Source organism: Halalkalibacter sp. HAAS-P013, from assembly GCF_056619925.1.
On sequence record NZ_JBWQTU010000047.1, the window covers coordinates 1 to 1,659 of the forward strand.

Below are 1,659 nucleotides of genomic sequence, written 5' to 3' on the forward strand. Positions count from 1 at the left end.
CGATCGGTCGTAGGTTCGAGTCCTACCTGTGGAGCCATTAGATTGGCCCGTTGGTCAAGCGGTTAAGACACCGCCCTTTCACGGCGGTAACACGGGTTCGAATCCCGTACGGGTCACCAACAACACAAAACTGGAGGATTAGCTCAGCTGGGAGAGCACCTGCCTTACAAGCAGGGGGTCGGCGGTTCGATCCCGTCATCCTCCACCATATTTATTTATTATTTAACGACGCGGGGTGGAGCATGTAGCGAAACATCGTCGAATGATCTACGACATGTCTTGACGCATACACATCAAAGCGTTACTTGAAGAGGAAAAGACAACTTCATTTGAAATAGCAACATCGATTTACTTTATAACGACGCGGGGTGGAGCAGTCTGGTAGCTCGTCGGGCTCATAACCCGAAGGTCGACGGTTCAAATCCGTCCCCCGCAATTGCCTTTGGTCCGGTAGTTCAGTTGGTTAGAATGCCTGCCTGTCACGCAGGAGGTCGCGGGTTCGAGTCCCGTCCGGACCGCCATTTATTTTTATTACTTTGTAGTGGCTCAGTAGCTCAGTCGGTAGAGCAATGGACTGAAAATCCATGTGTCGGCGGTTCGATTCCGTCCTGAGCCACCATAAGCCGGCCTAGCTCAATTGGTAGAGCAACTGACTTGTAATCAGTAGGTTGGGGGTTCAAGTCCTCTGGCCGGCACCATTTTTCTTAATTATGTATTTCTTGTGAATTAGATCTATGAAAAAACAGCAAGAGCCATTAGCTCAGTTACGAGCAAATCTACTTGAGGTAACTTCGAGTTGTTCTGACGCAGTGAGCTGCGAAGCTAAACTAGCAGAGGAAAGAACAGGTAAGACCACGGAGCGATTCGTCGTCCGTAAGCAACATGAAACACTTCTATGAAAAACAGCAAGAGCCATTAGCTCAGTTACGAGCAAATCTACTTGAGTTTAACTTCGAGTTGTTCTGACGCAGTGAGCTGCGAAGCTAAACTAGCAGAGTAAAGAACAGGTAAGACCACGGAGCGATTCGTCGTTCGTAAGCAACATGAAACACTTCTATGAAAAACAGCAAGAGCCATTAGCTCAGTTGGTAGAGCATCTGACTTTTAATCAGAGGGTCGAAGGTTCGAGTCCTTCATGGCTCACCATTTAAGATGTTTTTTTAAAACATCAATTATGCGGGTGTGGCGGAATTGGCAGACGCGCTAGACTTAGGATCTAGTGTCTTATGACGTGGGGGTTCGACTCCCTTCACCCGCACCATACATTAATTACCAAATGATTCCCCTTAAAAAATTGTGTGTAATGAATGAACATTATATATTATTATTTGTCGCTGCTAAGTCGCAGTGAATTTTATTTTAAATCTGTTGTGCAGAACTTGTTATTGTGATATAGTTACTTATCTCGTTGATGAAGTGATGCAAATGAGTTCTTTGAAAACTGAACAAAAGCCAAGCGAAATAATAGAGATACATGATATCTCGTCAAAGATATTTTCTTTAGAAAATATCTTCCTTAATTTATTGTATTGCTAGCGTAATGCAAATTGAGCTAATCAGCTTACCATTTTTATGGAGAGTTTGATCCTGGCTCAGGACGAACGCTGGCGGCGTGCCTAATACATGCAAGTCGAGCGGACTGATTAAGAGCTTGCTCTT

The 1,659-nt window shown here is 44.8% G+C and carries 1 protein-coding gene, 8 tRNA genes and 1 rRNA gene; all 10 read left to right on the forward strand.

All coding sequences use genetic code 11. From position 1 onward, the window contains the following. The first annotated feature begins 44 nt into the window (after positions 1–44). A tRNA-Glu gene (locus tag AC1FXP_RS23325) sits at positions 45–119 on the forward strand. Between the two features lie 13 nt (positions 120–132). After that, a tRNA-Val gene (locus AC1FXP_RS23330) sits at positions 133–208 on the forward strand. A gap of 154 nt (positions 209–362) precedes the next feature. Beyond that, positions 363–436, forward strand: a tRNA-Met gene (locus AC1FXP_RS23335). Positions 437–444: 8 nt separating this feature from the next. Then, positions 445–521, forward strand: a tRNA-Asp gene (locus AC1FXP_RS23340). Between the two features lie 22 nt (positions 522–543). Then, positions 544–619, forward strand: a tRNA-Phe gene (locus AC1FXP_RS23345). Between the two features lie 3 nt (positions 620–622). Continuing rightward, positions 623–698, forward strand: a tRNA-Thr gene (locus AC1FXP_RS23350). Between the two features lie 36 nt (positions 699–734). Beyond that, positions 735–899 carry a hypothetical protein gene (locus tag AC1FXP_RS23355; RefSeq protein ID WP_480064312.1) on the forward strand — a complete coding sequence of 55 codons (165 nt, stop codon included), beginning with the start codon at positions 735–737 and terminating at the stop codon, positions 897–899. A 171-nt stretch (positions 900–1,070) separates the two neighbouring features. Then, positions 1,071–1,146 (forward strand) — tRNA-Lys (locus AC1FXP_RS23360). A 30-nt stretch (positions 1,147–1,176) separates the two neighbouring features. Further along, positions 1,177–1,261 (forward strand) — tRNA-Leu (locus tag AC1FXP_RS23365). 308 nt (positions 1,262–1,569) lie between these two features. Next, a 16S ribosomal RNA gene (locus AC1FXP_RS23370) occupies positions 1,570–1,659 on the forward strand; the annotation flags it as partial.

What these genes read in the sequence shown, in the direction of transcription:
- AC1FXP_RS23355 (WP_480064312.1), top strand. Translation starts at nt 735, where the DNA reads ATGAAAAAACAGCAAGAGCCATTAGCTCAGTTACGAGCAAATCTACTT.